The organism is Candidatus Dorea massiliensis AP6 (assembly GCF_964245105.1).
Classification (GTDB): Bacteria; Bacillota; Clostridia; order Lachnospirales; family Lachnospiraceae; genus Laedolimicola; species Laedolimicola intestinihominis.
In genome coordinates this window covers 106,437-131,502 of record NZ_CAXTKW010000011.1, presented here as the reverse complement: position 1 = coordinate 131,502, position 25,066 = coordinate 106,437, and the positions used below count along the sequence as shown (strand labels likewise).

Below are 25,066 nucleotides of genomic sequence, written 5' to 3'. Positions count from 1 at the left end.
CCCCTTTCTAAAAGCCATTTGCCTTTTACTGTTCCCCGGCAATCCGGTGCAGGTCTGCTAACAGGTGCCGGTTATTCTGCTCATACTGAGGCTGAAAAGGCTGGTCCAAATCAAAATTGTAATAGCGGTAGTAGAGTACCTTGAATACAACACCTTGCCGCATGGCAGGGTCAATGGCGCGCATCAGTTTGCCCAGTTCGGTGGCAATCTCATATTCCCGCTTCACATATTCTTTGTCTTCCCGCTTAAAATTCTGATACAGCCAGTCTTTGACGGATACCCGGCTGCCAGTAAAGTGGCTCTGGTGCCGGTCCAGACACAGGCAGTATTCAAAATCGCGGCCACGCTCCCCTGGACCTACGGTAAGAGGATAAATACGGCAGGTGCGGGTACGGGCAGGGTAGACGGAACAGCGCCCATCTGTAAGGAAGATGCAGGAGCCGTTTGGGGCTTTGGTCTTGAGCATATAGATGGGGAAGCCTTCCTCGGTCAGTGGTTCCGGTTCGCAGTAGCGGAACAGGAAATCATCTATTCTTTCGATGGGCTCACCATTTGCCCGGAGGTAACGAGCCAGACGGTAGGCGTCCAGACTCTCCACCATTACACAACCTTCGATATTGCGGCAGCACGCCCCGCATTGACGGCAGGAAAAGGTAAACTGGTCTTTGGGGTGGACTGGTTGGATCTCATTCATGATTTCTTCGTTCATTTTGTTCCTCCATAAAAAGAGCCGTGACGGAATGGTATCCGCCACGGCCAGAACTTGTGGAATAGTCAGCGGGAGCCGGCTGTTCCAATCCATTTACAGCCCCTTCACGCACATGCGGCCAATCTCACAGGGAGCGGACTGACAGCCGCCAGCGGAAAAGGGGACATGGAGAGATGGTAGTGGGAGTTCTGCGTTTCAAAACGGACGCAATCCTCCGACTCCTCCAGAATCGCCACCACACGCGAAGTGTGGTAGATGTTTCCTCCGGCGTGCAGAAGCGCACCTCGCCCAACAGACAGTGGACGCAGCAGAGAGCCATTCAAAACGATCTGTTTCTTTTCTTTCTTCATTCGGTTTGACCTCCAATCTTTTTGAAAATGTGGATGTAAGGGTATTTCTTATCTGTAATGGGTTCATCCATAGCAAATGTCCAGCAGCACATCGTGGACTTCAGCTAGCAACTCTTTAATGCGCCGCATGGGAACCTTCTGGGTGCGGGCAATCTCACGGATACCATAGCCGCCCTGTTTCAGATGAACAATGTCCATTTGCTGCTTGGATACTCTGCCAGCCAGCTCGTGGAGCAGAAGATCCATTTCTAACTGCTGCATGATTGGGTCATGAGCAGGAATGGTATCTTCTAAAGGCGCACCATCGGGATATAATCCGACATGAATACTGAGAACCTCCATATTGCGCTTGCGGCGCTCCTGGGTGCGGAAGTAATCGAACAAGCAGAACTTCATTCTACGATTAGCAATGGTGGAAAAAGTAAACTGTTGTGCAGTGAGATCAGAAAAATAATCCCGAACAGCTTTCAGATAGCCGAAAATAACTACATCGTAAAATTCATCTTCCGGCAGCCGGTTTTCGTTCAGAAACTTATAGACTAGGCTATGATGGGCGGTGGCAAATGTCTGTTGTTCTTTGGTTAATGGTACTTCACATAACATTGTGTTTTCCTCCTAAAATAAAAAAAGGGGGATGCCTCCGGTGTGTTAAACCGAAGGCATCCCTTTGTTCATGTGTCATGTGGCGCAGACCACATCAGAATACTTATGCGGGCAGCTGCTCGCAGTCACCATTGATCTGGCTGACAGTATAGTGACCGTCTGCCGGCTCGTTGGTCATGGCGCCAGGCTCGACTACATAATCGCAGCCGGTGTCGCGCTGCTCCTCAGTGATCTCGGCACGCTGCTGGAGCAGGAGTTTGATCTGCTCCTTAAAACTGTTGGCGTAAGCCCGAATCTGAGCCAGCTCCTCGCCCTGGAAATCCTGCAGCAGTTTGAAGGTAGCAACACTGTAGTCATTGGTGCCGTTGTTCTCACGCTTGAGGCCAATCTGCACGATGCTGCCGTAAGTGGCGCGGCGGCGGAGCATGAAGGCTCGGTTCAGAAATTCCTTGAAGGGCTTGATGCTGGTAGGAGGCAGATTTACCTGCAGAGGCATGTACTCACCACTGCGAAGCAGGTAGAGCACACGCATATTTTTACAGGCTTTTCCTTTACTGCCATCAGGTGCAGAACCAAAGCGGTTCATCACGCAGGCAGCACAGGCGCCTCCGGGAGTGCCGATGCCAACCTTGCCATCCACAGAAGAACAAAGCGGCGTGGTATCGTCGTCATATTCGCTGCCAGCCGGCCAGTAGGCGCAGGTGGCGTGGTTATGTAGAATGACGCCTACCAGAGTCTTTTCATAGTCGGGATTGTCCGGATCATCGGACGGCATCTCAAATTGGAGTGTGCCGCCGGCGGGAATCTTGACACGCTGAAAGCTCATCTGCAGACCATCGGCGTCCTCAGCCAGTTCCTCGGCGCTGAAATCGCCTTCGATCATAGTGGGGAGCATGAATTTTTCCTGTTTCATCAAATCGCGGTTCTGATTATACATAGTGGTTCCTCCTTAAAAATTGTGATGGTTGCAGATGGTCAGGCGGCCATCTGATTGATACGGTTCCACTGCTGTCGGGGCATGGACAGGATATTGTATCCGATCCCCTCCAGGGCAGTGGCGCGGTCATAGCTGTCCACATCCTGACTAAAGCGTGTTACGGCATTGGATAGCCCATAGAGGGTCAGATCTTTGCCTTCAATCAGACGCTGCAGAACGCCGGTGCTTTCTTCCTCGGTAATATTGAAATCCTTGCTTGCCAGACGGACAACGCCGGGAATATCAGTGGTATTCATCTGAACGGTTGTGGCTTCACGCATCATGCCAACTACCCGTGTAAACCGCGTTTCATCCACGGCGGCCATCACGGTATCTTTGATCTTCATGGCAAATGCGTGGTCATCAGCGGCCAATGTCTCCTGTGAGAACAGTTGGAAGTTTTCATCTGCCTCATTGACCCGGCCGATGTGAGTGCGGCGAGTCTGGGCATCGTTGACGACCATGCCGTTACTGCATACCAGCCGATAGACCAAAGGTTGGATGTTGACGGAACCCAGTCCAACTTCACTATTGCTGATGATAACGCCGGACTGTACGATGTCACCGGGTACAACTTCGGCTTCAAGCCGCTTGTTGACTACCTTGATGTACATACGGCTGTCCGTGATCTGGCAGCTTTCAAAATAGGCGTCCTCCATTTGCTGAATGACAGGAAGGACGATTTCTGCAATGTCCAGATTGTCAATGCGGCGATAGCGGTTGCTCAAAAACGCCCGTACAGTGCCATCCAGGGTGCGGACCATACGCTGGGTCGGTTCCCGCTGGAACCAGGAATTCACATTCTCTGCCAGCAGTTCCGGATAATCGGAAAGCATACGGTCATAGTAAGCAGCCGGAATCTTCAGATGTGTGCCGATCTGCCGATGGGCGATCTGGTTGATCTCCAATGGCTCCACCAGTGGGTCATCGTGGTCATCAAAGGTGTGGAGATAAAGTTGAGAACCAAAAGGTTCTACTTGAAGTCGCCTGGTATCAAGCAAATAGTCTTGCTTGAGTTTGGATTGGCGTTCAATCTGCTGTGCCATTTCCACGATGGTAAGTCCTGATTTCATTCGTCAAGTTCACTCCTTTCTCTGTGTTCCTTGTCAGCAGAAGCATTACCAGGATACCTGAATGCCCTGGGCAGTGACTTCAGCCGCCAGACCATTGCTTTCCAGAACCTCTGCCAGTCGGGGCCAGTAGACCTTTTGGGGAAAGTTGTTCAGATGCTCCTGAGAAACGGCATCTTCGCCCTGCTCAATGCAGATATCACCGTCTTCCCGAAGCGTAAGTTTGCTGTGCCCGCGGGAATTAAGGTCGGAGATCAGTGCTTCCAGTACAGAGCGTCCCTGCGTTTCATACCAGATACGGGGATCAACAGGCTGCCTGTTCGGAGGTGTTGCATCATCCTCGTTTGTTTCTCCGCCGACCTTGGATAGCGGAACGATCTTGACCATATCGCATTCGATATTGGCATTCTGATCCAATGTCACATCAGCGTGATCAAACTCGTCAATACCAAACACACGGATGCGGCCGGTACCGCCATTGCGGATCAGCTGCTCCGGCTGCTTTTCACACCACTCGAAGGTGGCTTGCGGATAAGCGGAGCGCAGATATGCCAGAATACGATGGTTGGTGTGGCGAACCAGCAGTTCATCGGAGCTGGTGCTGCCCAGGTCAGGGATCTCAAAACTTCTTGTTTGGAGGCCTTCTGCATGGAGCTGTCTGGTGCGCTGCTGACGCTGGCGATGCCGTTTAGCCTGCTGCATATAGGGGAGAAGCAGGATCAAAACTACCCACAGTCCCCAGAGAGTGAAAACGCCCAGAAGCAGCCAAACCTGCCAGGGCCCACGTACCAGAGCCATAATTGCGATGACCGCACCAATCAGGATCGTGATGCTGCCGCTCAAAAGTCCTTTGTCATTATTCATGTTTGATACCATCCTTTTTTCTGAATTTGTTGGAAAACAAAAAAAGAGGGACCGCACCAAGCTTTCAGTTTCATTCTGAAAAACTTGATACGGTCCCTCTTAGGAGCCGAAGTAAACTACTCCGGCAGGGATTCACGGTCACCGTCCAATACCTCCGCGGGAGGCAGTGCGGGTTCCGCCGTAATGTCCGGGTCATTCTCTTGTCTGTTCGCCGCGGCGGGCTGTTTGGGGAGAAAACCGAAGTCATTTAGACTGACCTTCAGTTTCTTTTCCAATTTGCCGTCCTTCATGCGAACATCTACCAGCCGCTGTGAGCCGGCAAGCCAGATCATACTGCCTTTTTTGACCTTGAATTGCATGAGCCGGGTGACATCTGCATCCCAGGCCCACACCTGATAGAACTGCGTCCAGTTTTTGGTGCGTTCCATCAGATCAAAGCATACATAGCTTTGTTTGGACTGGCTTTCTTTGGGTACGAGGTCGTTCATGACGCGCCCGAACACAAAAATCTGTGCCATAACACTCCTTTCTGCCATTGGCATTATTATCTATATAAAAAAGTGCCAGCAGTTTTTCGACCCTAAAAGGGCGCAAAAAATCACTGACACTTGCATACAAACTTAACAGCGTGTGCAATGCAGGCTTTTGGCCTACGGTACAGATCAAAAAGACCTGTATTCCCAAATGGGATACGCACAAAAATCAATTACAGATACAGTATAGCACTGCATCTTGTGCCTGTCAAGATGTAAAACACTATATATAGATTTATAGCCAGCGACAAGTACGATATGTAGTAGTTGAAAAGGTTTTACTCTGTAAGATGGTTCATAACGCGGTAGTAGTCATCCAATAGGTAGAACTGAGTCTTTGTTGGGGATGCCGTTTGATAGTCAAAGGTCAGGCCGTATAGGCTTCCGGTGCCATCTACTCCCAGAGGACCAAACCAGCAGGACATTGTATGGCCGTTGAAATACCATAGCTGCAGGTCATTATATTCCGATTCGGTAACGAGTCCTTTGCGTGCCAGCCGAAGGGCGTCATCTTCACTGATCAAAGGATGGGACAGAAAATGGTGGTAGAGATCATCGGACATACCAAGTGCCTGCTGGTAGGTAAGCGGGTTGGGATTGTCCAGCCACCAGCGGGTCAGCGCTTCAAAGTCATGGACGACTGGGCGGGGCGTAAGGCTGCGGAATTGCTTTAGAAAAGCGATTACTGTTTCTGGAGCAGCTGGAGCTGGTATAGGTATTTCCTGTACACAGTCATTGAGAAAGGCAAACGCGATTTTTTCACCGGTTTTGTCCTCCAGCATCAGTCCGAAGCGCGACAAAGGAGCGAGCAGGAAATGCTCCAGCGCAAAGTTTTCTTCCAGAAAGCGATAGACTTTATATTGTTCGATGGTATGGGGCTTATACATAGGAAACCCTCCTTTCCTTGATCTACCCAATAAATAGGGACAGAAGGAATGTATTCTGCAAAATATAAGGAAATCAGGCGTTGGTCATTGTGATTTGCAAAATGCCCTTTAAGAAAGCGAGGTGGCTCAAAACCACCTCGCATTTTTAGGATTCAGAGGACGGATCGGGATGTTACTCCGGCTCGCTGATTGCTTCATAGCCCAAAAAGCTGTTCGTTGAAAGGGCTGCGTCCAGATAGTCATTTCCCACGGCAGGCCGCGCCCCTTTCTGAAAGTAAAATCGGTAGGGTGCGCCTATTTTAAGCCGGGCCGATTTACTGAGAAGCAGTGTGATCTCTATACCATGGCTGTCTATCAGATGTACTTTGCGGTAGTGGCGGAGCATAGGTGTACTGATACCGGCGCAGATGCCTTCCACTACCTCGTAGTTCTTATGTGCTGCAGTCGCCCAGATCCATCGACAGGATATAAGACAGGCGCAGAGTACGACAATCCCCAATGCCAGCAGGATATGATCTTTAGTCGCCACGCAGATGATGACGCTGATTCCCGCACTGGCGATTCCGGCCAGCAGAGTGAGCAGAAACTTTCGCTGCAATACGGTGGGAAAAAGAGTCCATTGTTTCATCATGCTCATACCCTCTCAAAGATAATCTGCTGCCGCAGATAAAGATTGGCAACGGCTAATGTCACTGGCTTGCTGCTCTGGCTGATTTTGACCATGCTGGCAATGTTGTCACTGGTGGTCGTTTCATCTCCGTAGAGGGAATCCAAAAGCGCACATTCATTGGGGAGGCGGGAAATATTTTTATCTATGCACTTGATGATCTCTGCAGTGGAGAGCAGGGCTTGGCCGGCAAGGCGCATGACCAGAACTTCGTATTTGGTGCGTTTATCTTTCTGGAACAGTTTCCGCGCAGCGGATACCGGAACATGTGCCAGCAGCGTCAGCTTGACAAAAGAGGCGAGCCGGAGGAAGAACGGTCCGCTGGTTGGGATAATGCTGAGCGAACCAAGCAGGTCATACAGAGCATCGTATTCTGTTTCACCGCTGCCGGATACCAGAAGACCGCGGGTAAGCAGTCGGTTTGTACAGTCTTCCCAAGAACGCTCGGTACAGTAACCGGATGCGGTGGCTAGCTTTTCGTATTCTTGTGCGATGTCATCCCAGCGCAGGATTCTCCAGTTGAGCATGCTCCAAATCACCATTTCCTGCATATCGGCCATGTACTCCTGACCGCCTAACAGGATGATTGGACAACTGCGGTTGCAGCCGTTTGTCCTTCGTTCAAACCGGCCGACCGCAGTGTATAGGGTTTTGATTGCCATATTTCGATACCTCCTTTTTATACATATCCCTTACTGTTATTGATGCTGATTTTCAACAGATCAAAGCAGGCAGGTTAAAAAGTCAGGGTCATTGCGAAGTTTTTCCAGGGAGCGGGAGATCCAGGCGCCCACATGGGAAGGAGGGACTTGATAGAGGGCGGCGATGTCTGTAATGCGCATTCCCTGAACCTTCAGCGCCAGTGCTTCGATGCCAAGTCTGGCAACGCCCTGATAGTTCTGTTTGCTGGCTTCCAGCAGATCAAGGGTCTCCAGACGAGAAAGGTGGGAGTCAAAATGGTCATCCGGCTGGTCTACCTGCTCTCCATCTGCGGCCAGCTCGCCCTGTTCTCCGATGATCAGCCGACTGATGTGCCGCCCCTGACTACAGATTTTTCGGCAGTAGGAGAGGAGTCCATTTTTCACAACCTTTTTGGCGTAGGTTGAAAACTGCGCCTGTCCGGCATTGTAGGTAAAAGCGGCCTTGCAGAGCCACAGGCATCCTTCCTGAAACAGATCTCCGTACTCCAGACCACAGATGCCGGGATTTACATGGATGTTGTTGACAATGACCCAGTGAACGATGGATAGGTTTTTTTCTACCAGTGTCTGCTGGTCTTTGGTAAGCTTAAAGTTTTGCTTCATCAGGCTTCACCTCCGTTCAGGCAGCACGCCCGGATGTGTACGCCGGAGCCTGCTGACAGAGGGAAATGACTTGCTCACACATATATTCGGAAAACTGGCCGATGTGGGTCTGGTGTGCATCAAGCCCCAGTTTGGCTTGCAGCCAGATATAGACCTCCCATTTTTCCATATGGCAGTCCTGCTGCAGTTTTTTTAGGGCACGATGGGCCAGAATGCGTTTGTGGCGCAGATCGCCATTCGCCAGTGTCCCCATGGGGAGCAATGTGCGCTCATGAGCACTGACATAGGCATTGCAGGCCGGCCATCTGTCGCAGACATACAGGAATTTTCCTCTGGTCTGTGGAGTAGATCCATACACAAGGCTTGCAGGCCGAAGAGAAGCGTGAGCATGACAATAAGGACATTTGATTTGCTTTTGTTTCAATAAAATCACCTCCATTACGCGCCGATGACGGCGGCATTGCGTCTTAACAGGCAGAATCATCCGAAGTAGGTATCCCGGTCTGGGCATAGCTGTAAAAACGGACATACATGGTCCGAAGAGGTATGCCATTCCAGAAACTTGGTATAAGCAGTCCGGAACGAGCGGCACTCCAGAATTGCAGAGCATTCTTCGGGGTCCACTGCTTCTCCACTCAGCTTCCGCACTGTCTGGACGGACAGAAAGATCGGCTGACAGCCTGCGTCTGCTGCCATCAGGAACCCCTCACAGGATGCCTGCCGGATCATTGGACAAAGTGAACCGCTGCAGCGGATGAACAGGGCGTTGCGCCAGTTACCCCGGACTGCCTGCAGAAAGGAATAGAACTGACACGGTTTTTGATTCATGCTTTCACCTCCATTAGTCGTTATCTGCAAATAAAAAAGGGGCCAGCTGCAGAAGTTCTGCAAACTGGCCCCTGATTTGGTGCTTAGGAGAACAGACTTTCAATCTCTTCAGTGATGCGGGGGATGACCGTATCGTTGAAGATGAGGGTCAGAGCCGCCAGGAGCAGCGCACCCAAAACTACGGCGATAATGATCTTGACGGCATCCGAAATGTAAAAATCGCCGCGCTGATTGGACAATGCCATACGGCCGCGGTTGAGCAGATAGTTGGCTTTGGTATAGATACGGGTCGTGAATTTTCTCATGGTTAACCTCCTGTTATGTGTTTGATTTGTGGTTGGGTAGGTATATCAAGTCCACCGTCTGTTAAGCGCGGCGGATAGGCTTGATCAGATTGTTTTTGTTGGAACGGGGCCGGTTCGGATATGCTTTAGGCCGCTGGAACAGCAAGCAACGAAATCGGCGTTTTTTGGTGCCGGTATCATTCGGCGGATAAAATTTCTTTTTGGGCATAGGCATTCTCCTGTAAAAAATGAAGCCGGGCTGATGAAACAGACCGGCTCAGTTAGGACCAATGGAAATAATGTGCCTGTCGCTATGGAAAATCGCTTGGGTACAAACGCTCACCTCCCTGTGTATTTGTCTTCCATATGAGGAGCAGGTATGAAAACGCCCGGAAGTACCGGGTCGGATACCAATTAGCCAAAGAACGCCCCGAGCGAACTCATAACCTCGGTACAGAGCACCACCAGATAGATAATCATAATGCAAATCAGCATCATCATAGAGTAACGCTGAATCTTTTTGGGACGTTTGGCAGCTTCCTTCTTCAGATTGTTCTGCTCGATCTGGCGCATATCGAAAGTAATCATTTTGAAGTACATCCGCTGATCATCGCCGCGCAGGACACCAATCAGGCCACGGATCACATCGGACAGCATGGGGCTGCCAATGCGGGTTTCAAATCGAATGAGGGCATTTTCATAGTTGCCGGTCTTCATATCAGCAATGGTCTGATCCAGCTCGGCGCCGAAGTCTTTCCCAGCCACACGGCGGTAGGAAGTCAGAATTTTAAGTACATCCCTGTCATTTTCAAGGCTCTGGCCGACGGTCAAAGCAAATCGGGGGATCTCTCCCTCGATCAGTTTGCGGCGCTTTTTAACAAAATCAAAGGCTGCATAGTAGGTTGAAAACCACAGCGCTACCGCAAGGCCAATCAAAATAGGTACCAGCAGCGGAATAAGAAATGCCATGGGGATGGCACACAGGCCAACTGCCCCTGCAGTTACCCAGGCTCTGGTTGTATAGACCTCCGGGGTAAGCTGCAGACCTGCAATGTCCAGAGCGCGTTGCACCTTATTGCGCTTGAGCCGGTCCAGCCGCAAATAAGGGGCGATCCAACCGGCGATTTTTGTCACATAGACATCAAGCAGCTTTTCATTTTTGGTGCCCTGCTGTTTGCGGGAGAGCATCATCATTTGTGAGGTCTTCTTGGTCGGGATGTCCACAAAGGCACAGGTCAGGTTGTAGACAGCAAAACCGAAGAAGATGATGGCGATGAGCGCCAGAAAGGTCATACGCTATCACCTCCATATTCGATGGGCTTGCTCAGTTTCATAATCTGGGTCAGCGCAAACAGGATGATGGCTGCACAGATTGCCAGTGCAATTTTGCCCGGTGTGGTGAAGATAAGGGTGTGGAACCAATCCTCATTCAAGAAATAGAGCATCGGCACATTGGCGATAACCAGAAATATCATGGTGATGGCTTCACGCCGCGGCCCTTGCATCATTGCCTCCAGTTCCGACTGCACCACACGCACATCGGAGAATTTCTGGTTGATGGTAGGAAGGGTATTCTTCATACTGCGGTCGGACTGGCACTGGATGAGGGTGCCGCACCATTCATGGAAGACCCGGTTGGGAATCTTCATCTTCAGGCTGTTGATAGCGCTGGTGATGTTGGCATTGATCAGTTCCGCTTCATAAACGAAGGCTTCAAAGTTGGCTTTTACCGGCTCATTGATATAGGGCAGGTTTTCCTTGACAGAACGGATCAGATCCTCGGTGCGCAGGTAGGAAGTCGTGATGATGGAAATAGCGGTTTCCAGTTCTTCATTCAGGTGCTTTTTATAGCTGGCGGCAGTGCTGCGCAGATACCAGATTGGTATAAGGGAAAAACCGATACCCAGAATGGGCACCATGTACACATTCCCAATCAAAAGGGCAAGTACAGCCCCCACAGCGAACAGGATCAGAGACAGTCGTTTTATTGCCTCATAGCGGTCCGCCCGTCCGGTGCCCTTCAAGATCTGTTTCAGTTCGTAATCCTGATTAAAAAAGCCCTTGGCTGGTGTGCCCAGAAGAACATTCAGTTCATCCGACAAGGTGGCGGATTTTCGCTGGGAGCGGAAGAGGGCATCAATAAAATCACCCGGCTTCACACCAAACAGAGCCAAAAGCCCAGCACTGATCAGGATAAAACAGATAAGATAGATCCATTGCAATTACCCCACCTCCTTTGGCGGCTGCATGAATTCGTCCAATTCCTTGTTGGAAATGCCATTGTCCAATAGCCTTTTCTTTAAGGAATCGGAGATCAAGCCGATTTTTTTATGGTGCCCCACCACACGGGTTTCACCACGGTCATCAGTTACATTGTCTTCCACTTCATATTTGTATAGGGAATGGGCGATCAGCCGCCCGTCCTGGTAGTCCTCGCCCTCGATGATTTCCATGATCTTACGGGAACGGTCCTCCAGCTGCTTGGTAAAGACGATGATGGGATACGCCTCTACCATGATCTGCAAGAGGATGGAGTCATCCATGTTGTACTTGCGTTTGGCAAGGGTCATCATCCTGCGGTAAGTACTGTTGCAGGAGTTGGAGTGGATAGTGGTACATACAGTATGGCCGGTACGGGAACTTTCGGCTGCGGACAGGCTTTCTGCCGCTGACCGCATTTCACCTACACCGATGACATCTGGATGCTTACGCAGCACCCGCTCCAGAAGAAAATCCTGATTGATGTTCAACGCAGGGTTCTCGCTGGGGCGGGTCAGCAGATGTACTACGGAATTAAGGATATTGCCCTGCGCATCCCGCTTGACCAGATCAAATTCGCGGCTGCCTTCTTCAATGGTAATAAGGCGCCGGTTATTGGGCACATTGGACAGCAGCCAGGCCATGATCGTGGTTTTGCCGGAGCCGGTGGAGCCGGCAATGCAGACGGACACCCCATATCGGATACAGGCAGTCAGAAAGTGAAGCATTTCAGCAGTGGCACTGCCGGAGTTCAGCAGTTTTTCTTCACTGACGGTCTGCTGGTTGACAATACGGATGGAGGCATTGACGCCTACATCCGCATCCACAATGGGAGTTTTATCCACCGAAATACGGATGTTCTTGTCCAGAAATCCCACAATGCTGGGCATGGTGTCATCAATGACCATGCCGCAGGCGTTGAGCATCCTGCGGATCACATCGATGGCGTGCTGGGGCGAACTGAATTTATCAGGGATCTTGATGCTACGCCCACTGGATTCGATCACTTCAATGTCGTTGTAGGCGTTGATGTTGACCTCCTCAACACCGGGCTTATAGATCCATTTCTTCAAAAAGGAGTAGCCGGCCATGTCTTCATAGAGCTTGGAACACAGTTCTTTTGTAGAGAGCCCGTCAAGGGCATACTTTCGCTTGACAATGTAGTGTTCCATCAGTTCTTTGAGCAGACTTGTGGCACGCTCTGCATTGCCTTCCCCAGCTTCGGCAATGGTGGAGGCATGGTTTTCGGCAAAATACCGCTGTACATCCTCTAGTACCTGGTCATAGGTCAGCTCCTGATTGGCGGCCGGTGTGAAGAATATATCATTCAAATTACTCATCGGCATCCTCCTCACATTCATACGCTGCATCATCCTCTGACTGTTCGGCCAGTTCCATTTGCTCCAGAATTTCCAGTACCTTGTTCAGTGAAGCAGTGTATTTGGGGTTACAGTAGGTGATAGCCTTGAACATACCGCCTTCGGTAGCACAGCGGTCGATCTCCTTACTGTAGGGAAGCAGGCCGTCAAACCCGCCAATGATATAGCCCATTTCATCCAAGGCGTGGAAGGGACGGGCCAGACCGGCGAATGTCATATGCTCAGAAAACCGGAAGCGCTCGTCCACAAGCAGAGGTTGATGGGCTTTCAGGTAGTTGATGCCCTTTAGGTCCGGGGTGAGGATACGGATGACCACATCGCCGGCTTCAATGGCGGCGGGAGTGAACACATTGGTCATGCTGGTGCTGCAGTCCAGAATGACGAAATCTACCAGTTTGGCGGCAGCATGAATGAGCTGCAGTACCATGGTATATTTGACCTCTGGGTAGCTCAGCGGGTTTTCTCCTGCCGCATAGCCCATCATCCCAATGAAGGGATAGTTTTTCAGCACTGTCACATGACTGGCGACCAGAGATGTATCAATCTCCACACTGCTCAAAACCTGGCCGATAGAGGTATTGGTCTGGATGATCTGCTCCGGTAGCCAGACCGGCAGCATAGGGACATTCATATCGGCATTGATAATGATGGCTTTCCGCTTGTCCCGGGTCAGGGCTTTGGCCAGAATACAGCAGAACATGGATTTGCCGCTGCCGGGGCTTCCCCAGACGGTGATAACTTTACCCATAACGAAGATCCTCCTTCCTTGATTTGATTATTCTGCCGAGGGTGCAGTTTCATTAGTGGATTGTGCAGACTCTGCAGTTTCCGTTTCCTGGGGTTCACTTTCAACATCAGAATTTTCCGCATCTGCAGCTTCTTCCTCAATCAAAGTTTCGGGGAAGTAGATTTCCTGCAGAGTCTTATCCTGCTCGGCAAGCAGCTCATCTGCCAGTTTGTCATTGTTGCGGGAGATAAGAGCCACATGAGCTACGCCGTCATTTTCAAGACCGGTAATGATCTTCGCCTGTTCAGGGCTTGCCAGCACAGTGATGGTGGCTGACTGCTGCTTTTCTTCATCCTCCGTGGGCTCCTTGGCATTATCCACATTGATGCCGTCTGAGTCTGTGACGGACAATACTTTGACAAAACGCAGTTCCGGTACTTCGGCCGCCGTATCAAGAAAGTGGTAAATACGGATGATGTCACCGGGCTGAAGCTTGTCAGAGAGGCCGGAAGCAAGTGTTTTAACGGTCAGCGAGATAGCGACCTTACCGGAAGGGATGCTGTTGAGCGCCACATCGGACGAAACCGGTACAGAGCTGATCTTGCTGGTAAGGATATAGTCACCCACAGCCAAGTCGGCGGTAGCGTAAAGACCATTTACATCAGAGAGCTGATGGGCGATGTTGGAGGGGAGGTTATAGCCGCCTACCTCAACCACCTCGGCATTTTCTGACGAGATTTGTTCGCCTTTCAATACCGGCTGGGTAATGCGGACGATTTCCTCCTTTCCATTGGTCTGACGGGCGATGGTTGGAAGTGCCACAAAGGCGATAACCGCCGCCAGCAGCAGAGAAAGGATACCGAAGATGAATCGGTTATTGAGTTTCATAAGCGTTGTCTCCTATCTTAAAAATAGTTGGGCCAAGGTCGCTGTACAGCAGCCGCAGGCGAGAAATGGCAGGAACGGGATAGCAAGGGGCTGCCCGGTTCGGTAAAGCCGCCTGAGAAGAAAGATCACAGGCATTGCGGTAACAGCTGCAGTCAGAAAGACCAGCGCCATGCCGGAAGGACCGTAGACCAGCCCTAATATCCCGCAGAACTTGATATCCCCGCCGCCCAGACCAGTGCCGTTTGTTGCCAGTGCAGCTGCCAATGGAATACAAAAGCCGAGCAGGGCACCTACCAGAGCATGGGTAGCGACCGGCCAGAGAAAGAGCGGCGGAAGTCCATGATTTAACAGGAAATACCCTTGAAGGACCGGCGCCAGGGCAGCTAAGGGGATAAAAAAGACGAGTGCCCGGTCAGGCACCCGTCTGTAAAGCACATCGTAGACAGCAAAGCCGGCCACCACAAAAAATATGGTAAGCAGGTAAGCTGTCCAGAGGTTATTCTCGATTGGTATACCAGTCATCATAAAGGCTCCCTTGGATCGAAACATAGTCATTTAGGTTGATGGATAACATACCGTCAGGAGTCCAGGTATCCCACACCTGTGTATAGATGGTGTAGTCGGTGGCATCGGGGAACCACAGCGGTGTGAAATGCACTGTCCGGTCATAGGTGGAAAACTCGTTGGGCTTAAAGATGAATTTTGCACTTTGGCCGCCGGAACGCTGCAGAAGCCGCAGATAGGTCTGATACTGGAACTCAGGAAATACGGAAAAGGCAGTTTGGGGATAAGTAATGTGGCTGGTCGGGGCATCTGTTGACAGCGTTGCCCGCACTTCGGTTTTAACGCCGTACCCGCTTTTCATCGTCTTGCCGGATGCTGTGGGTACAATATCATCTGGCATTAGAGACATCTCGCCGCTGATGGAAGCGGAGTAGCCCGTATATTCGTATTCCCAATATCCTTCATCGACCCAGTGACCGCCATCTTCACCGTGGTCGCACCATACCCATACAGGCACCCAGTAGCAGCTCCAGACGCCCCAGTTGGCAGTGAGCTTCTGCGTTTCATTGGGCAGGGGCGGCACAGAGTAGCCGGGATTCGTGTCGGTTGCCACAGGGTCAGGCGGAATGTGTTCATTCAGGTCCACGATCTTTGCGACAAAGGTATCCTGGGCGGTATAGGCGCCGCTGACAGATACTGTAATGGTTATGGTCTGGGGTGTGGAGGGAGTATGCCATTTGACCCAGACTACCTGACTGTCACCGGCGGGGATCACTATATCATTGACCCGGTAGGTGGTGCCGAGGATATGGAAGGTAACCGATGCCGGATTATCCGGCGTCAGATCTTGGTCCGTCCGTAGTGTGACGGCGGTGATCACATCCGTGTCCACTCGGTATTCAACATCAGGGGCCTCAATTTCTCCTTCCGGCGGAGCTTCATCAAACCAGACGATACCAACGCCAAGGGTGCTGATGATGTCGGAATTGTTCTGCTTTCCAGTGGTGTTGCCTGTCCAGACGGAGATGCCAAGGTCGCTGAATTCCAGGAACATTGACAGCGGCAGATTTTTATGGGTAAGCGAGGTCATGGTTTTCCGCAGATTGCCGCCGGACATCTGATCATACAGGCCGGCCTCAGTAGCTGTCATGCAGTAATACTGACCGTTGTGAGTGAAGTAGGCAATGGGTTCAATCAGAAGCTTGTACTCGCCGGCAATCATCCGTTCATAATCGACGCCGGCTGCCTGAGCGACCATCATGCACGCATATTCAGAACAGAAATACCGTTTGATGGCTTCGATGTTGCTCTGCCCCTTGCTGCTGACGATGGTGGGCATAGACTGTGTAGGTCTAATGCAGGAATAGGCAACGCCGGACTGAAGGGAGAGGCCGGTGCCGCCCAGATATTGCAGCTTGTTGACTTTACCAAAATGGAGAAGACTGGTTTTCTGCGTCCGGTTTGAAAAGTCCAGCGGCGAAGATACGGCAGTTCCACTGGATGCGTCAACAACAGTAATGCGAACGCCATCGTTGCCTGAGTTCCAGAAGTTGCTGCTTGTGCCCTGACCCATGCTGCCACCGCCGCCATCTATGTTTCCATTTCCGCCCGATGCAAAGGCAGAGGAGGGGAATAGACAGAAAACAAGGGTAAAGCAGCATAGGAAGGCGAGAAGTCGTTTCAAATACATCACGCTCCATTCCTTTTGAAAATAGGAAGGCCGCCACAATCCTGTGACGGCCAAGTAGTGTCATATTCAGTTGTAGTAAATCAGCCCATATTGCCGACCTGTTTGTTCAGATCCCCATCGCTGTCACCGGTGGACTGCTGTACATTGCCGGGAACAACCCAGCCAAACACTGGATCGTATACAGCTCCATTTCCGTTGCTGGAGCCGGGAACCGGGTCATTGCTGGGCGGCGTTTGCTCGGCGGGTGGGGCAGTGACCTCCGGAACTGACGGGTCAGGATTGACGGTATGCTCCTGACCAGGATCTTTGATTTCGGTCTTACCTTCCGGCACCGGAGGAGGTGTTTCTTTAGGCTTTTCGGTGTCAGTGAAGTCGATCACAACCTCATCCTCCGTTTGGGAGGTTACTTTGGGATATTCTTCTTTGGCGTCTGTGGACTGGCCGGGGGCATAAGCATCTGCTCCATTATCACCATCTGTCTGTGTGCCGCCATCTGACCAATCGCCGGTGACGCTGCTGGGTGGAGATTCATCCGGTCTAAAATCTCCGGTACGGTCGCGGCTTACGAACCAGCAGACACCCAGAATAGAGACGCAGAGGAGAGCCAGCGAGGAAACAATAAAGCCTTTGGATTGGAAAAACTTCTTCATATTTTACATACACTCCTTTTTTGCTGTTATATAAAGCCTATACGGTAGAATGTGCCGGGCTTTCAACAGTATTGTTAGAATTTTGTGTTGTGGTAGCCTGTCAGCTCCACCCGTTGGGTGATAGCCGGATAACTGTGACCGAACATCTGCACATAGAACTCCACATCACAGTAAAAGATGTACTCAACCCGTCCATCCTCTACATTGAACTCCAGGCTGATGTCGGAAACCTTGTAATCCTCCGTTGAAAGCGGAATCTTGGAGTCCAGGCCGCCTGCTACTGTAGCCTCCAGCATGTCGGTATAATCATTGCTGGAGTAAAGGGTATTTAGGTACTCTTCAAAGTTGGTTTCACGCTGGGAGCGGTAGGTGTCTGCATAAATTGTGCCGCTGAGGTTATTTAACTCCATTTTAGCGCCATTGCGGATGTTGATGCAGGTGATCCGGATGGAAGCGTACAGGAGCAGGAAGGAGATCAGCATCACGATACCTACCACAAAAAAGCAGGCGAAGAAGGTGATCTCGCCCCGTTCGTTTCGCAGCGACTGTTTCAGCCGCAGGAATATGCGTTTCATAGGTCACCTCACTTCCAGTAGTGCTCACTGACGCCGCTGCCACGGGCAACCACTGTGATGTTTACCAGGTCAAAATTCCAGAACCCACCCAGTTTGGCATCTCCCTCGATAGTAATGAAGAAGGGGGTGCCCAACTGGATGGCATTTGTCATACCGGATGGCCTGGGTGATGTGTAGGTAGCGTCAATGGAGTAGGAAATATTTTCGGCTCCTTCGATCTGAGAACTCAAAAATTCAAACAGCTCATCGGTCTCGCCGTTGACGCCGCCGGAAAGCTGGATCTGTTTGACCATCTGATCGGCGGCATGGTCAAGTTCCTGCTTGGTGGAAATGATGCTGAACAGGTCAATAATGAAGGCCAGCAGCAGGACGGCGATGAAGATGAAGACCACCGTACTGAAATAGTTGGCTTCGCCCCGCTCGTTGTTCAGCACTTTCCGGGCTTTTTGAAAGAGAATAGAAACCACCACCTTTACTGAAATTGAAAACAGCCGCTCCAAACCGGAGCGGCTGCTATACAAAGTTTTGACTGTACCAAGTATAACAGATATGGATTTACGGCGAAAGGGCAGGACTGTGCCAATGTAGAGACAATTTTGTGCCAACCATGTTTCTTTGAGACATTACAGCAGTGATTCCACCAGCTTATAGATGTCGGTAAATGGATTGACAGCAATTCCAAACGGTTTGCTGCTGTCATTTTGAAGATGGTATTGCTCTACACGTTTGGCGTTCTGAATCGCAATGGCTGTATGTTCTGCTAACTGGGTATATACATCGCCAGCTTTCTCATAATCAGGGAGATAAGTGGTCAATGCGTTTTTCACTGCGGGGTAGTCTTTGAAAAATTTGGTGGTGTACTGGAAATGCAACAGATACCAAAATTCAAAGCAGGGATTGGAGAGTGCAATATGGATCCCCTTCGCATCTGCCATTTTCCTTGCCTTGGAGAGCAGACTGTCCTTTGCAGTGATGGGGTCAGGGTTGTTGTAGTTCACATCGCCATCTGCAACTACCCATACAGAGTCTCCCTCTGATACGGAAATCTGATTTTTGTTCTGATATTCCACGGCTTTCCGGATCAGGCTGAGGTAATCTGTTTCACCTCCGCTGGTGCGGCTGCCGACCACACGAATATCGATGTTTGTCCGACGGTTGCGGTAGTGTTCAAAATACTTAGGCTCAGTTTGAGAACCCTCCGTTACAATCAGAATGACAGGCTTTGTTTTTCTGCGTCGCTGTCCACGCTTTTCAATTTTTCCACGTGCCATTTTACAGCCCTCCCTTGATAAAGGGGATCGCACCATAGCGGCCAATCAGATAGCCCTTCTCCACCTTGGCATCCTTGCGGATGGAAAAATCGTAAAGGGAGAACAGATCGGTAGCCGCTGTTTGCTCGTCTTTTTCGGTAAACCAAATCTGATCTCTCCTCAGCACATCCAGGTCAAGAAGATTGGTGTTGTGTGATGTGAAAATCAACTGGGCTCCATTTGGATTGAACTCCACGCTGTTAAAAAGCGAGACCAGATGCTTTGTCAGAAGAGGATGCAGATGAGCGTCCATTTCGTCAGCGACAAGAAGCGTTCCTTCATCCAGCACCTTTTTTACAACACCGATCAGTTTGAAATAACTGTTGGTGCCATCAGATTCCTCTGCCATGTTCAGCGCGTAGGAAGAAGTATTTCCCTCTGTATCCTGTACCGTGTGAATGGCCTCAATATTGGTAAAGATATCATTGCGCTGAGAAGGAGCGGGTTCTGTATCACGCATTTGAAGGGACTGTATGCCAAAATCTGCAACACGCAACATAGAGGCGATCACATGCCGGTAGTCATCATCTTTGAGCTGTTCTGCTTCAAGGCCGTAGGCGTCTGCAACAGAATTTTTCGTGATGATCTGGCAGGAAGCAAACCATTCCAGAACCGGAATCACTTTGGAATAGCTCCAGTTTGATGCGACAGACAGATAGAGCTTGTTGGCCGAAGTGCGATCCTTGAGAGTATTTTGTTCATCGACATCAACGGTAAAGCGAAAATCTTTTGTGTCTTTTCGCTCAAAAATGAGTGCCTGCCTGCCATTGGGATAGTAATACAGATATTCTTCAATAACAGCTTTGTCTGTTACAGAAAAGCCATACGCATATCGGATGCCATTTGTGGTGAAGATGACCTCAAAGCTGCTGGGGCGAGAGGGTGTTTCCCGGTCAAACTTGAAAGGCGAACGCTCAATGGTTTTGTGGAGCTGCTGGTTATGCGAAGTCAGCACATAATTTACCATAAACCAAAACGCATTCAAGACATTGGACTTTCCGGAAGCATTGGCGCCGTAAATCACGGCAGACTTCAAATGCTTTTTGTTTCCGTCCACAATCAGGTGCTCCGGATGTTCGTTATCCTTACTGGCAAGCAGGGATAACACGACATTATCTTTGATAGAGAGAAAGTTCTCTACACTAAATTGAATCAGCATAAAACAACCTCCTAAATCCTTGATATAATATATTATATCCGCGTTTTTGTGAAAAATCAACGCAAATGAAAAATAAAAATCTATATAGAGGGGTTAAGAGGATAGTCGTGTGGAGAGGATATGTGGTTGTCAATCAAAAATGACAACCACACATTAAATTACACATAAGTAATGTGCGGCTGTCAAAAATCTAATATAAAGAAAGTGGCGAGCCAATGATAGAAGGCAGCCTGGGAAGCAGTTTATTTTGCTCCCCAGGCTCTTTTGCTTACAGGTTCTGACGGATGATCCGGGTGATAATACCTACGGCCACACCCCGCTCCATATCCAGACGGGTGACGGCAAAAGATACATCGTCCTTTTTGCCGGGCATCCGGTAGTCATAGCAGGAATGGGCTACCGCATTGACGCCATTGGAAAGACGCACATAGACAACGCCCTTGTGGACATCTGTGACACGGCCGGCATACTTGCCCTGGATACGGCACTTCTGCAGGTTGTCCCTGTCGGTGTTCTCGGAAATACTCTTGATGTCAGCCTTGATGCCCAAGTCCTCCAGACTGTTGCGCCGCACGCTGAGAATCCGGACCAGAACCTCATCGCCTACGGAAAAACGCTCATGGGCATCACCGATCCAGTCCCAGGCAAGGTCACGGGCAAGGATGGAGGTTTCAACGCCGAAAACTTCCACGCGCACAACCTTTTCAGCCACTGCAATCACACGCGCCTGGACGATGCGGCCCTCATAGACACGGTACATACCGGCAGCATCCGTATCCAGATAAAAAATCTGGCGTTTGCGCAGCATGGCTTCCTTGCGGCTGGCAACTACGCTGCGGGTTTTGGAGTCGATACCACGCACGATGAAGTCAATGTCAGCGCCGAGCATGTTGCCAAGAATCTTATTTTGGCGCAGCATAAGGTCGGCGTATTCCTGACCAGAAGGGCTGCGGCCCAGATTGATCATCATTTCCTTGATAGGGATAATGACACGGAACCCCTTGTAATCTACAACTGCCACCGTCTTGCGGTTGTCCAGCTGTTCAATGCCGCCCAGCTTGCCGGTGATGATCTTGCGGGTGCGGTAGGCATTATGGATTTCATGCCAGATTACATCATCACGGTCTTCGGCAGTCTCGACATCATCCCGGCTGCGGATGGTAAGGACGGGGGCCTCGCTGCGCTGGGGGCGGGGCTGATGCCGGGGAGGAGACGGAGTGGGGGCAGGAGCGGCAGCTTCCTCCACGGCAGGAACGTTAGGCTCCACAGCAGGTTCCTCCGCAACAGAAATGGTTTCGGCTGTATCCGCCGACTCTGTTGTTTCGGCAGGAACTTCCTCTGTGACAGTTTCTTCAGGAGCAGCTGCTTCTTTCTTCTTTCGGCTGGTACGCTTGGGCTTGGGAGATGCAGGGGGTTCCTGCACAGCGTCGGCGTTATCTTCGTAAACATCAGGCGGCTGCACATCAGAGTCTTCCGGCATATCAGTGGGAGCAGCGCTTTGATCGTCTGTTTCAGAAGGCGTATTCCCGAACATTTCCTCCTCGGTGAGTTCAGGAAGGGGATCTTCAGCCATATCTTCGGCAGAGGTGTCCTCCAGGGGCTGATCCATCTGCCCCAGCAGTTCGTTCAAATCCAGACCATCGCCAGCGTCAGCAGGAAGGGATTCAGGTTGAGCGGTATCGGCCAGCAGAGTTTCGCCTTCCGACATAACGGTTTCGGTAACAGGAGCCTCCTGTTCCAGAAGTTCTTTTTTCTTGGTTGCCATAGATTAAAACCTCCTATGAATTTGATAGTTTTGTTTAAGACAGGATGGAATCCTTGTCTGTGGTGATAATGCCTTCCGGCGTACCGGCAGATTTGGGGGCCGGAGCCTCTTTGGGTGATTTATCAATGGGGGATGCCGGTTTGGTGGCTTTGCGCTTTGCCGGTTTCTTTGCTGCAGGAGCCGGTTTCGGCGCGGGCTGCGGTGTTTTGGCGGCTTCTTCTTCCAAGCGGCGCCATTCCGGTACATGGGCAGATGCTTTGCAGGAACGCAGGTACTTGGCTTCCGGGTGTTTGGAGTAATCCATTTTGTCTACTTGCAGAACCTTCTTGCCACGGATGATGATGAGCGCCTGATCTAGCGGGAGCCGCAGGACTTCATCAGGAGTAAGTACAGGGCGTTTTCCAACACCGGAGGTCTCACGAAACTCCGGTGTATAGTTGGAGATACGCCAGGTGCCCAGCTGTTTGGACTTACTGGATACTGCTACGGAGGCAAGCCCTGTCCTGGCAGAAATAAATTCGGCAGTAAGCTGGTCTGTACAGCCTAAAAACAACTGCGCGTCACAGTTTCCAATGATCTCCTGCCACAAATTCTGTGGGTATCTGTTCTGCAATCCTGCTAGATTTTGGAACACACAGGACATGGAGATATTCCGGGAGCGTATTACGCTGAGCCGGCGGGAGAGGTCGGGGATCGTGCCGCACGCTGTCAGTTCTTCCCCAAGGATATGGACGGGCACAGGCAGTTTGCCGCCCTCGCAGTTGTGGTCTGCATATCGTACCAGTTTGATGAAACAGAAAGATAGAAACAGCGAGGCCAGAAAATCAAAGGTGCTGTCCTGGTCGCTGGTAACGAGGAAGTAGGCACAGGGCTGCTGACCCGGAAGCTCCAGATCGATCTCATTCTTAGCGGTAATTTTTTTGATCAGCTCAGACTGGAATACCTGCAGGCGGCTGCCCAGACCGATAATCACGCCGCTTCGCACTGTGTCGCTGGCCTGCTTGAACAGGCTGTAGGGTGCTTTGGCAGGGTGCGTGGAAGGAAGTGCCTCGAACAATGTGTCAAGTTGGGATTCCCCATTGAGAGTCAGCAGCCGGTAGACTTCGCCAATGTTGCGGTTTTCTTCCGCATAGCCTTGATCCACATACAGTACCAAGGCCTTGAGCAGATTCATCTCGCAGGCATCCCAGAAATGGTCGCTCTTGCCGTTGTTCGTGGTGTTCTTGATGATGACATCTACAAAAAGCTGGGCCATTAGTTCCTGCCCCTCAACTTCGGCAAGGCAACACCAGGAATCTGAGTTTTCAGGGGAAACGAGGTTGAATACCTTGACACAATAGCCCCGGCTGCGGAGAAATTCGCTTGACTTCTCGTACAATTCCGATTTGGGATCGCAGATGATCAACGATTCTCCAGCGCCATTTTCGCCTCGGACAGTGGCCTGAAGGATACGGTTCATACAAAACGAACGGGTTTTCATGGAACCACTGGCGCCGTAGACTGCCAGATTACTGTTGATTCTGGTATCTTCCGGTATGCAGACTGCTTTGCCATCCAGCATACCCAGTACAACACCCTTGTGTTTGCGCAGATCGGGCACCAGATCCAGTACGCCGGACATCTCTTTGCGGGACATCCAGCCGGAGGTGCCATAAGTGCCTTTGGCGGAGTAGGAGAAATTGCGGTCTTCATCATACTCGCCGGCATCACCATATCCCATGCGCATGACCATGATGAGCAGCACTGCTAACAAGCCAATGCAGATCAAAATGCCATACACGCCATAAGGCGGTCGGAGCACAGAGGAAAGGCAGAGAAGGAAGTCGGGCGAAGCGGCCAGCGGTGAAGTACCATCGCCGGGAATACCGCCGCCCTGTTTCCAGGTTGCATAGTTACCCAAAAGCTGTGCCAGAAAGCCGCCTGCGTATAGGATTGCAAGAATGGCAAAGGGCGCTGCAATCAGGCTCACGATCAGTTTTTTCTTGTTTATGGGAATAACCTCCCCTCGAATTTTGTGAAATCAATGGTCTGGAAGCGCATCCGGGAACCGCAGTAGCTGTGAAGTACCTCTGCCTGGAAGTCAAAGCAGATCAGTGTGCCCGGGCGCTCGGATAGTTCGAGAGAGGTGTTAAAGCGTGCGATACGGGGCAGATCGCAGAAATAGCCAAATAGGACTGGTGAGCCATCCGGTGAAATGCCGTCATGCTCAATAGCCAGTCCGGGCTGCCTCGCAGTAAGACCTTGGAGTAGAATGCGATCCAGCTCCGCAGTTTTCCCAGGGTCGCACAGCAGTGCAAGTATCACCTCCCCCTGATGGTCGTTGGTAAGATAAAGAAAATGCTCATAGCTGCCATCCAGCATGAAGAAATCATGTTTGCGTCCTCCGGTGCTGGTCAAAATCTGGTAAGCCAGATCCATGCTGTTGCCCAGAATCAGTCCATGAACATCCTCATGGCGAAACTGTGGGGACAGGCGCTGTTGGCAGATTACGCTCCAAATCAATGCCTTGACCCGCATTTCCGATTTGTAGCGCCACTTCATCAGGGCGCTGCTACTGTTGTAGGTCACGAAGATGCCGGAGGGCGCAAGGAGTATTCCAGTGGAGCGGGAACTGCGGATCTTCGTGGTGTCGATCCCCATTTCTTTCACTTCTCTGGAACTGAAAAAAGCAGGATAGACAATCCTGCCGCCAGCGTAACCCTCCGGCGCAAAAATTGCCGGTTTTTCATCTCGATACACACATACACCCGCATTATCCATGGTCACATAGGTTTCTGCCAGGCGGTGTAGCCGGAGTCTTCGGTCAATTTCGCATTTCAAACGGTTAGTGTCGGTATCTCCTGTCAGGTAGCTGGCAAACCTGTCCGGCCGGCTTTCCAGCAGAGTGGCTTTGGCTCGCGGCCCCAGACGGTAGCCGCGCAGTTTATCCCGGTAATAGGTACGCAGCAGCCCGTCTTTTTTCAGTGCAGTGACAACAGACTCCAGATAATATGGGCTGCCGGGAAGTCTGTTAAGCTGGTCTGTGGGGAACTCGCCGGAGATGGCAGTCAGAGAGAGAAGCCTGTACGCCATCGTGTCTGGCTGT

The 25,066-nt window shown here is 51.0% G+C and carries 30 protein-coding genes; all 30 read right to left on the bottom strand.

What is annotated here, in order from left to right:
* Positions 1 to 25: 25 nt before the first annotated feature.
* Positions 26 to 709, bottom strand: a complete 684-nt coding sequence (locus tag ACESZP_RS12545; protein WP_395591074.1) for a YkgJ family cysteine cluster protein — start codon at positions 707 to 709, stop codon at positions 26 to 28.
* A 104-nt stretch (positions 710 to 813) separates the two neighbouring features.
* Complete coding sequence (locus tag ACESZP_RS12540) at positions 814 to 1,059, bottom strand: hypothetical protein (protein ID WP_003502009.1); 246 nt, start codon at positions 1,057 to 1,059, stop codon at positions 814 to 816.
* 63 nt (positions 1,060 to 1,122) lie between these two features.
* Complete coding sequence (locus ACESZP_RS12535) at positions 1,123 to 1,662, bottom strand: sigma-70 family RNA polymerase sigma factor (protein ID WP_195628369.1); 540 nt, start codon at positions 1,660 to 1,662, stop codon at positions 1,123 to 1,125.
* A 103-nt stretch (positions 1,663 to 1,765) separates the two neighbouring features.
* On the bottom strand, positions 1,766 to 2,599 hold the full coding sequence (locus ACESZP_RS12530; protein ID WP_395591032.1) for a hypothetical protein: 834 nt from the start codon (positions 2,597 to 2,599) through the stop codon (positions 1,766 to 1,768).
* A gap of 38 nt (positions 2,600 to 2,637) precedes the next feature.
* On the bottom strand, positions 2,638 to 3,711 hold the full coding sequence (locus ACESZP_RS12525) for a DUF932 domain-containing protein (RefSeq protein ID WP_006874318.1): 1,074 nt from the start codon (positions 3,709 to 3,711) through the stop codon (positions 2,638 to 2,640).
* Between the two features lie 45 nt (positions 3,712 to 3,756).
* A complete protein-coding gene (locus ACESZP_RS12520; RefSeq protein ID WP_395591034.1) occupies positions 3,757 to 4,572 on the bottom strand; it encodes a hypothetical protein in 816 nt (271 codons plus the stop codon).
* 116 nt (positions 4,573 to 4,688) lie between these two features.
* Positions 4,689 to 5,090 carry a single-stranded DNA-binding protein gene (locus ACESZP_RS12515; protein WP_003499646.1) on the bottom strand — a complete coding sequence of 134 codons (402 nt, stop codon included), beginning with the start codon at positions 5,088 to 5,090 and terminating at the stop codon, positions 4,689 to 4,691.
* Positions 5,091 to 5,383: 293 nt separating this feature from the next.
* Positions 5,384 to 5,992: a hypothetical protein gene (locus ACESZP_RS12510; RefSeq protein ID WP_003499645.1), complete on the bottom strand. Its 609-nt coding sequence runs from the start codon at positions 5,990 to 5,992 to the stop codon at positions 5,384 to 5,386.
* 172 nt (positions 5,993 to 6,164) lie between these two features.
* Positions 6,165 to 6,623, bottom strand: a complete 459-nt coding sequence (locus ACESZP_RS12505; RefSeq protein WP_308459193.1) for a hypothetical protein — start codon at positions 6,621 to 6,623, stop codon at positions 6,165 to 6,167.
* A gap of 2 nt (positions 6,624 to 6,625) precedes the next feature.
* On the bottom strand, positions 6,626 to 7,321 hold the full coding sequence (locus ACESZP_RS12500) for a hypothetical protein (RefSeq protein WP_003499643.1): 696 nt from the start codon (positions 7,319 to 7,321) through the stop codon (positions 6,626 to 6,628).
* Positions 7,322 to 7,381: 60 nt separating this feature from the next.
* A complete protein-coding gene (locus ACESZP_RS12495) occupies positions 7,382 to 7,963 on the bottom strand; it encodes a sigma-70 family RNA polymerase sigma factor (RefSeq protein WP_050624190.1) in 582 nt (193 codons plus the stop codon).
* Between the two features lie 16 nt (positions 7,964 to 7,979).
* Positions 7,980 to 8,387, bottom strand: coding sequence for a zinc-finger-containing protein (locus ACESZP_RS12490; protein ID WP_243139228.1), 408 nt, complete (start codon positions 8,385 to 8,387; stop codon positions 7,980 to 7,982).
* A 56-nt stretch (positions 8,388 to 8,443) separates the two neighbouring features.
* Entirely contained in the window at positions 8,444 to 8,791 is a 348-nt protein-coding gene (locus ACESZP_RS12485) for a hypothetical protein (RefSeq protein WP_003499640.1), read from the bottom strand.
* An 83-nt stretch (positions 8,792 to 8,874) separates the two neighbouring features.
* On the bottom strand, positions 8,875 to 9,096 hold the full coding sequence (locus ACESZP_RS12480; protein ID WP_003499639.1) for a DUF6133 family protein: 222 nt from the start codon (positions 9,094 to 9,096) through the stop codon (positions 8,875 to 8,877).
* A 61-nt stretch (positions 9,097 to 9,157) separates the two neighbouring features.
* Positions 9,158 to 9,304, bottom strand: coding sequence for a hypothetical protein (locus ACESZP_RS12475; protein WP_006873413.1), 147 nt, complete (start codon positions 9,302 to 9,304; stop codon positions 9,158 to 9,160).
* A gap of 185 nt (positions 9,305 to 9,489) precedes the next feature.
* Positions 9,490 to 10,368 (bottom strand): type II secretion system F family protein, encoded by an 879-nt coding sequence (locus ACESZP_RS12470; RefSeq protein WP_003499638.1) that lies wholly within the window; start codon positions 10,366 to 10,368, stop codon positions 9,490 to 9,492.
* Entirely contained in the window at positions 10,365 to 11,297 is a 933-nt protein-coding gene (locus ACESZP_RS12465; protein ID WP_499709151.1) for a type II secretion system F family protein, read from the bottom strand. The genes ACESZP_RS12470 and ACESZP_RS12465 overlap by 4 nt, the downstream gene beginning before the upstream one ends.
* The gene (locus ACESZP_RS12460; protein ID WP_349175861.1) at positions 11,298 to 12,674 is read right to left on the bottom strand and encodes an ATPase, T2SS/T4P/T4SS family; all 1,377 of its coding nucleotides are present in this window, start codon (positions 12,672 to 12,674) and stop codon (positions 11,298 to 11,300) included.
* Positions 12,667 to 13,461 (bottom strand): CpaE/TadZ family protein, encoded by a 795-nt coding sequence (locus ACESZP_RS12455; protein WP_003499635.1) that lies wholly within the window; start codon positions 13,459 to 13,461, stop codon positions 12,667 to 12,669. The genes ACESZP_RS12460 and ACESZP_RS12455 overlap by 8 nt, the downstream gene beginning before the upstream one ends.
* Positions 13,462 to 13,488: 27 nt before the next feature.
* Positions 13,489 to 14,328, bottom strand: coding sequence for a Flp pilus assembly protein CpaB (gene cpaB, locus ACESZP_RS12450; protein ID WP_003499634.1), 840 nt, complete (start codon positions 14,326 to 14,328; stop codon positions 13,489 to 13,491).
* A 12-nt stretch (positions 14,329 to 14,340) separates the two neighbouring features.
* Entirely contained in the window at positions 14,341 to 14,850 is a 510-nt protein-coding gene (locus ACESZP_RS12445) for a prepilin peptidase (RefSeq protein ID WP_227589410.1), read from the bottom strand.
* A complete protein-coding gene (locus ACESZP_RS12440; protein ID WP_044911223.1) occupies positions 14,825 to 16,522 on the bottom strand; it encodes a DUF8193 domain-containing protein in 1,698 nt (565 codons plus the stop codon). Before ACESZP_RS12440 ends, ACESZP_RS12445 begins: the two co-directional genes overlap by 26 nt.
* An 80-nt stretch (positions 16,523 to 16,602) precedes the next feature.
* Positions 16,603 to 17,172, bottom strand: coding sequence for a DUF6550 family protein (locus tag ACESZP_RS12435; RefSeq protein WP_003499631.1), 570 nt, complete (start codon positions 17,170 to 17,172; stop codon positions 16,603 to 16,605).
* Positions 17,173 to 17,246: 74 nt separating this feature from the next.
* Entirely contained in the window at positions 17,247 to 17,747 is a 501-nt protein-coding gene (locus ACESZP_RS12430) for a hypothetical protein (RefSeq protein ID WP_003499630.1), read from the bottom strand.
* Between the two features lie 8 nt (positions 17,748 to 17,755).
* Positions 17,756 to 18,268, bottom strand: coding sequence for a DUF4320 family protein (locus ACESZP_RS12425; RefSeq protein WP_499709150.1), 513 nt, complete (start codon positions 18,266 to 18,268; stop codon positions 17,756 to 17,758).
* Between the two features lie 102 nt (positions 18,269 to 18,370).
* Positions 18,371 to 19,018, bottom strand: coding sequence for an RloB family protein (locus ACESZP_RS12420; RefSeq protein ID WP_195629089.1), 648 nt, complete (start codon positions 19,016 to 19,018; stop codon positions 18,371 to 18,373).
* 1 nt (position 19,019) lies between these two features.
* Positions 19,020 to 20,216: an AAA family ATPase gene (locus ACESZP_RS12415; RefSeq protein ID WP_006873400.1), complete on the bottom strand. Its 1,197-nt coding sequence runs from the start codon at positions 20,214 to 20,216 to the stop codon at positions 19,020 to 19,022.
* Between the two features lie 268 nt (positions 20,217 to 20,484).
* Positions 20,485 to 21,981, bottom strand: coding sequence for a S1 RNA-binding domain-containing protein (locus ACESZP_RS12410; protein ID WP_195629091.1), 1,497 nt, complete (start codon positions 21,979 to 21,981; stop codon positions 20,485 to 20,487).
* 34 nt (positions 21,982 to 22,015) lie between these two features.
* On the bottom strand, positions 22,016 to 23,956 hold the full coding sequence (locus ACESZP_RS12405; RefSeq protein WP_432764504.1) for a VirD4-like conjugal transfer protein, CD1115 family: 1,941 nt from the start codon (positions 23,954 to 23,956) through the stop codon (positions 22,016 to 22,018).
* An 11-nt stretch (positions 23,957 to 23,967) separates the two neighbouring features.
* Positions 23,968 to 25,053, bottom strand: a complete 1,086-nt coding sequence (locus ACESZP_RS12400) for a hypothetical protein (RefSeq protein WP_195629095.1) — start codon at positions 25,051 to 25,053, stop codon at positions 23,968 to 23,970.
* Positions 25,054 to 25,066: the final 13 nt, after the last annotated feature.